This is a genomic window from Pseudomonas sp. P7548, from assembly GCF_013386585.1.
Taxonomy (GTDB): Bacteria; Pseudomonadota; Gammaproteobacteria; order Pseudomonadales; family Pseudomonadaceae; genus Aquipseudomonas.
Window position 1 is genome coordinate 47,260 of sequence record NZ_JACARO010000098.1, and the last position, 6,000, is coordinate 53,259.

At 58.8% G+C, this 6,000-nt stretch carries 6 protein-coding genes; 5 read left to right on the forward strand and 1 reads right to left on the reverse strand.

Translation table 11 applies throughout. The annotated features are described in order from the left end of the window. Positions 1 to 201 precede the first annotated feature (201 nt). A complete protein-coding gene (locus HX803_RS29790) occupies positions 202 to 504 on the reverse strand; it encodes a DUF2288 domain-containing protein (protein WP_017735930.1) in 303 nt (100 codons plus the stop codon). A 356-nt stretch (positions 505 to 860) separates the two neighbouring features. Here HX803_RS29790 and HX803_RS29795 point away from each other — a divergent pair, with 356 nt between their 5' ends. The 5 genes from HX803_RS29795 (at position 861) to HX803_RS29815 (ending at position 5,858) form a co-directional block, all read left to right on the forward strand. Continuing rightward, entirely contained in the window at positions 861 to 1,988 is a 1,128-nt protein-coding gene (locus HX803_RS29795; protein ID WP_058425228.1) for a branched-chain amino acid ABC transporter substrate-binding protein, read from the forward strand. Between the two features lie 229 nt (positions 1,989 to 2,217). Next, complete coding sequence (gene livH / locus HX803_RS29800) at positions 2,218 to 3,141, forward strand: high-affinity branched-chain amino acid ABC transporter permease LivH (protein ID WP_025855194.1); 924 nt, start codon at positions 2,218 to 2,220, stop codon at positions 3,139 to 3,141. Continuing rightward, entirely contained in the window at positions 3,138 to 4,391 is a 1,254-nt protein-coding gene (locus tag HX803_RS29805; RefSeq protein WP_058425230.1) for a high-affinity branched-chain amino acid ABC transporter permease LivM, read from the forward strand. The genes livH and HX803_RS29805 overlap by 4 nt, the downstream gene beginning before the upstream one ends. Further along, entirely contained in the window at positions 4,388 to 5,155 is a 768-nt protein-coding gene (gene livG / locus HX803_RS29810) for a high-affinity branched-chain amino acid ABC transporter ATP-binding protein LivG (protein ID WP_178925704.1), read from the forward strand. Before HX803_RS29805 ends, livG begins: the two co-directional genes overlap by 4 nt. A 1-nt stretch (position 5,156) precedes the next feature. After that, positions 5,157 to 5,858: an ABC transporter ATP-binding protein gene (locus HX803_RS29815; protein ID WP_065932826.1), complete on the forward strand. Its 702-nt coding sequence runs from the start codon at positions 5,157 to 5,159 to the stop codon at positions 5,856 to 5,858. Positions 5,859 to 6,000: the final 142 nt, after the last annotated feature.

A 6,000-nucleotide genomic window follows, 5' to 3' on the forward strand; every position in this document is an offset into this window, starting at 1 on the left:
AAGCAACAAATATCTACAACTCTGGCACGCTTGGAAACAATTCCTCGACGATTCCAGCACCGCTTCAACTGTTCCCGTGACGCGCACGTCACCCTCGGCTGTGACCTTTCTCTACGGCAAGATGCCATCACCGCTTCAGCGGTTACTCCGCTACACACTTACGGCAGCAAAAAAGACGCACCTTTTTCGTGCAGGCTTTTCTTACGCTGCTCTTTCCTGGATCAGAATCCACGGCGAAACCACCACCGCCCACAGGCTCGGATCGCGCTCCACCAGGTCCAATGCCCGCGTCGCAGACACCTCGCCAAGGCTCCCGGAAGCCAGCCACGCAGCGACTTTGTCGCGGTTGTCCTCGGCCATCCCCTCGGCGGCTTCGATCAAATCCAGGCCGGCGTCGACCCACAATAGGGCACCCTTGGCGAAGAACGGCTCAAGCTCCTTCCAGGATATTTCGGCGGTTTCACCGAGCAGCTTGGCATAGAGGGTGCTAGGTTCTTGCGTCATGGGAATTCACCTTGGGAAAAAATCGGCGCAATCATAACGTCGTGGCTCTTGCAGCAAAACCCAAGGCAGAAAAACCCAGTTGCAAATGAGTCATCGAACGAAAGTGTCAGGAAAGCCAAGGATTGCCCGAAACTCTGGCATCACCCCGCCGCAATTCTGTCTTTTTCTTTCATTAAAGCGACACCCCCGGGTTTTGCCCCCAGCAGCCAGCTTTTCAAGCGATCAACCGGCGCTCTACACTGTACCGGTACAGTTGCCAGGGCACTGCCGGGGGGATATCCGAGATATCTGATCCGGTTCTGCAGCTCACAAGGCCGCTAGAACTATAAAAAATACAACAGTAAGAGTGGAGCACTATGAATAAGGCTACTAAGCAGATTTCCAAACTGTTTGCCGCTATGGTCCTGGCTGGGGTTGCCGGCCATTCGTTCGCAGCCGACACCATCAAGATCGGCATCGCAGGCCCTAAAACCGGTCCTGTGACGCAATACGGCGACATGCAATTCATGGGTGCCAAGCAAGCCATCGCCGACATCAACGCCAAAGGCGGCGTAGATGGCAAGATGCTTGAAGCCAAGGAATACGACGACGCTTGCGATCCTAAACAAGCCGTGGCCGTCGCCAACAAAGTGGTCAACGACGGCGTCAAGTTCGTGGTCGGTCACCTGTGCTCCAGCTCCACTCAGCCAGCGTCGGATATCTATGAAGACGAAGGCGTCATCATGATTACCCCGGCTGCCACCAGCCCGGAAATCACTTCCCGTGGTTACAAACTGGTGTTCCGCACCATCGGCCTGGACAGCGCCCAAGGCCCTGCAGCCGGTAACTACATCGCCGACCACGTGAAGCCAAAAGTCGTTGCGGTCATCCACGACAAACAGCAGTACGGTGAAGGCATCGCCACCGCCGTTAAACAGACCCTTGAGAAGAAAGGCGTGAAAGTTGCCCTCTTCGAAGGCATCAACGCGGGCGACAAAGACTTCGGCTCGCTCATCCAGAAGCTCAAGCAAGCCAACGTCGACTTCGTCTACTACGGCGGCTACCACCCGGAGCTGGGCCTGATCCTGCGCCAAGCCAAGGAAAAAGGCGTGAACGCCAAGTTCATGGGCCCGGAAGGCGTCGGCAACGACTCCATCTCGCAGATCGCCCAGAACGCTTCCGAAGGCCTGCTGGTCACCCTGCCGAAGTCGTTCGACACCGATCCAGCCAACAAGGCAATCGTTGAAGAATTCACCAAGAACAAGCAGGACCCAACCGGTCCGTTCGTGTTCCCGGCCTACTCGGCTGTTGAAGTCATCGCTGGCGGTATCGCTGCCGCGAAGTCCGAAGACACTGCCAAAGTGGCTGCTGCCATCCACGCAGGCACCTTCAAGACCCCAACCGGCGACCTGAGCTTCGACGCCAAGGGCGACCTGAAGGACTTCAAGTTCGTGGTCTACGAATGGCACTTCGGTAAACCAAAAACCGAAGTTTCCCCTCAGTAAGCCAGGCGTTACTGGTCCAACAAGCCCACTGTGAGAGCAGTGGGCTTTGTTTTACGAGGTTTATGGGCCTGACACCCGCGATCCGGGCGCTGGCTCACCTGAAAATCTTAAAACCGTCACCAGCGGTTCGCTGGCAAACGCTTTGTGCAAATGTGCTCATAGAACACAGCACAGGGCCGGAACATGACTCCACCAGTGAAATGCGTATCGGGTTTTTAGGAGCGTTGTAATGCCTGAGATCTATCATTTTTTCCAAACGCTGGTTAACGGGATGACCGTTGGCAGCACCTATGCCTTGATAGCCATTGGCTACACAATGGTTTACGGCATCATTGGAATGATTAACTTCGCCCATGGCGAGGTGTACATGATTGGCTCCTACGTGGCCTTCATCGCCCTTGCCGGGCTGGCCATGATGGGTATCCACTCCCTGCCGCTGTTGATGACTGCTGCGTTCCTTGCATCGATCATCGTGACCAGTGCCTATGGCTACAGTATCGAGCGCGTTGCGTACCGCCCCTTGCGTGGCAGCAACCGTTTGATCCCGCTGATTTCCGCCATCGGCATGTCGATCTTCCTGCAGAACACTGTATTGCTGTCCCAGGACTCCAAGGACAAGTCCATTCCCAACCTGATTCCGGGGAGCTTCTCCTTCGGCCCAGGTGGCGCACAAGAAGTGCTGATTTCGTACATGCAGGTCCTCGTTTTCGTCGTCACCCTGGTGGCGATGCTGGGCCTGACGCTGTTCATCTCCCGCTCCCGTCTGGGGCGCGCCTGCCGGGCCTGCGCCGAAGACATCAAGATGGCCAACCTGTTGGGCATCAACACCAATAACATCATCGCCCTGACCTTCGTGATCGGTGCTGCGCTGGCCGCCGTCGCGGCAGTGCTGCTGAGCATGCAGTACGGCGTGATCAACCCCAACGCCGGCTTCCTGGTAGGCCTCAAGGCCTTTACCGCGGCGGTATTGGGCGGCATCGGCAGTATCCCGGGCGCGATGCTCGGTGGCCTGGTGCTGGGTGTGGCCGAAGCGTTCGGCGCCGATATTTTCGGAGACCAATACAAGGACGTCGTGGCGTTCGGCCTGTTGGTTCTGGTGCTGTTGTTCCGTCCGACCGGCATCCTGGGCCGTCCGGAGGTTGAGAAAGTATGAGCAGATATCTTAAATCGGCGTTTTTCAGCGCCTTGCTGGTATGGGCAGTGGCCTTCCCGGTACTCGGCCTCAAGCTGAGCATTGTGGGCATCAACCTTGAAGTGCATGGCACAGGTCCCGTGACCCTGACCGTCATCGCCCTGTGTTCGGTGCTGATGTTCCTGCGCGTGTTGTTCAGCGATCAGTTCAATGCCTTGCTCAAGAGCAACCGTGGCCCGTTGGTATCGCCCAAGGTCAGCCAATTCCTGACCCTGCCGCGCACCCAGCGCTACATCATCATCGCGTTGATCATCGCGGCGTTGATCTGGCCGTTCTTCGGCTCGCGCGGCGCAGTCGACATTGCCACCCTGATCCTGATCTACGTGTTGCTGGGCCTGGGCCTGAACATCGTGGTGGGCCTGGCTGGGCTGCTTGACCTGGGTTATGTGGGCTTCTACGCGGTGGGTGCCTACACCTACGCGCTGCTGTCGCATTACCTGGGCTGGAGCTTCTGGATCTGCCTGCCGCTGGCCGGCATGGCGGCGGCCACGTTCGGCTTCCTGCTGGGCTTCCCGGTACTGCGCTTGCGCGGTGACTATCTGGCGATCGTGACCCTGGGCTTCGGTGAAATCATCCGACTGTTCCTGCGTAACCTCACCGATATCACTGGCGGCCCCAACGGTATCAGTAGCATCCCCAAGCCAACGTTCTTCGGGCTGTCGTTCGACCGTAGCGCTGCTGAAGGCATGCAGACCTTCCACGAGTACTTCGGGATCGACTACAACCCGGTGAGCAAAGTGGTGTTCCTGTACCTGGTGGCGCTGTTGCTGGCGCTGGCGGCCTTGTTCGTGATCAACCGCCTGCTGCGCATGCCGATCGGTCGTGCGTGGGAAGCGTTGCGCGAAGATGAAATTGCCTGCCGTGCCCTGGGCTTGAACCCGACCATCATCAAACTCTCCGCGTTCACCCTGGGCGCCGCGTTCGCCGGTTTCGCCGGCAGCTTCTTCGCCGCTCGCCAAGGCCTGGTGACACCGGAGTCATTCACCTTCATCGAATCGGCGATCATCCTCGCCATCGTGGTACTGGGTGGCATGGGCTCGCAGCTGGGCGTGATCCTGGCGGCCATCGTGATGATCCTGCTGCCAGAAATGATGCGTGAGTTCAGCGAATACCGCATGTTGATGTTCGGCGCCATGATGGTGCTGATGATGATCTGGCGCCCTCAAGGCCTGCTGCCCATGCAACGTCCACACATGGAGCTGCGCAAATGAGCCGCGAGATCCTGAAAGTCGAAAACTTGAGCATGCGCTTCGGCGGCTTGCTGGCGGTCAATGGCGTGGCCCTGACCGTGAAAGAAAAACAAGTGGTTGCCTTGATCGGCCCTAACGGCGCCGGCAAGACCACCGTGTTCAACTGCCTCACCGGTTTCTACAAGCCAAGCGGCGGTAGCATCCTGCTGGACGGCCAGCCGATCCAGGGCCTGGCCGGTCACGAGATCGCCCGCAAGGGCGTGGTGCGTACGTTCCAGAACGTGCGGTTGTTCAAGGACATGACGGCGGTCGAGAACCTGCTGATCGCCCAGCACCGTCACTTGAACACCAACTTCTTCGCCGGCCTGTTCAAGACCCCTTCGTTCCGCAAAAGCGAACGCGAGGCCATGGAATACGCAGAGTACTGGCTCGACAAGGTCAACCTGACTGAGTTCGCCAACCGCCCTGCTGGCACCTTGGCCTATGGTCAGCAACGCCGCCTGGAAATCGCCCGCTGCATGATGACCCGCCCGCGGATCCTCATGCTCGACGAACCGGCTGCCGGCCTGAACCCCAAGGAAACCGAAGACCTCAAGGCACTGATCAGCGTGTTGCGTGAGGAAAACAACGCCACGGTGCTGTTGATCGAACACGACATGAAACTGGTCATGAGCATTTCCGACCACATCGTGGTGATCAACCAGGGCACGCCACTGGCAGACGGGACGCCGGAGCAGATCCGCGACAATCCTGACGTGATCAAAGCCTATCTGGGGGAAGCGTAAAATGCTGCAATTCGAAAACGTTTCCACTTTCTACGGCAAGATCCAGGCCCTGCACAGCGTCAACGTGGAAGTGCGCCAGGGTGAGATCGTCACGCTGATCGGCGCCAACGGTGCTGGCAAGTCGACCTTGCTGATGACGCTGTGCGGTTCGCCCCAGGCTCACAGCGGCAGCATCCGCTACATGGGTGAGGAGCTGGTCGGCAAGCACTCCGCCGAAATCATGCGCAAGAGCATTGCGGTCGTGCCGGAAGGCCGCCGCGTGTTTTCGCGCCTGACGGTGGAAGAGAACCTGGCCATGGGTGGGTTCTTCACCGACAAGGGCGACTACCAGGAGCAGATGGACAAGGTGCTGCACCTGTTCCCTCGGCTCAAGGAGCGCTTCAGCCAACGTGGCGGCACCATGTCCGGCGGCGAACAGCAAATGCTCGCCATCGGCCGCGCGCTGATGAGCAAGCCCAAGCTGCTGCTGCTGGACGAACCGTCCCTGGGACTGGCCCCGATCATCATCCAGCAGATCTTCGACATCATCGAACAGCTGCGCAAGGACGGTGTAACGGTGTTTTTGGTGGAGCAGAACGCCAACCAGGCGCTGAAAATCGCTGACCGTGCCTATGTGCTGGAAAACGGCCGGGTGGTGATGCAGGGCACGGGTGAGCAGTTGCTGACCGATCCGAAAGTGCGCGAGGCGTACCTCGGCGGTTAAGACACGGTCGCTGTAGAGACCGGATCTAAAATGTGGGAGCTGGGGTGTGTGGGAGCTGGCTTGCCTGCGATGCAGCCACCGCGGTGTGACTGACACACCGAGGTGGCTGCATCGCGGGCAAGCCCGGCTCCCACACACCCCA

Coding starts and splice junctions, on each gene's coding strand:
- HX803_RS29795 (WP_058425228.1), top strand. CDS start 861: ATGAATAAGGCTACTAAGCAGATTTCCAAACTGTTTGCCGCTATGGTC.
- livH (WP_025855194.1), top strand. CDS start 2,218: ATGCCTGAGATCTATCATTTTTTCCAAACGCTGGTTAACGGGATGACC.
- HX803_RS29805 (WP_058425230.1), top strand. CDS start 3,138: ATGAGCAGATATCTTAAATCGGCGTTTTTCAGCGCCTTGCTGGTATGG.
- HX803_RS29815 (WP_065932826.1), top strand. CDS start 5,157: ATGCTGCAATTCGAAAACGTTTCCACTTTCTACGGCAAGATCCAGGCC.
- HX803_RS29790 (WP_017735930.1), bottom strand. CDS start 504: ATGACGCAAGAACCTAGCACCCTCTATGCCAAGCTGCTCGGTGAAACC.
- livG (WP_178925704.1), top strand. CDS start 4,388: ATGAGCCGCGAGATCCTGAAAGTCGAAAACTTGAGCATGCGCTTCGGC.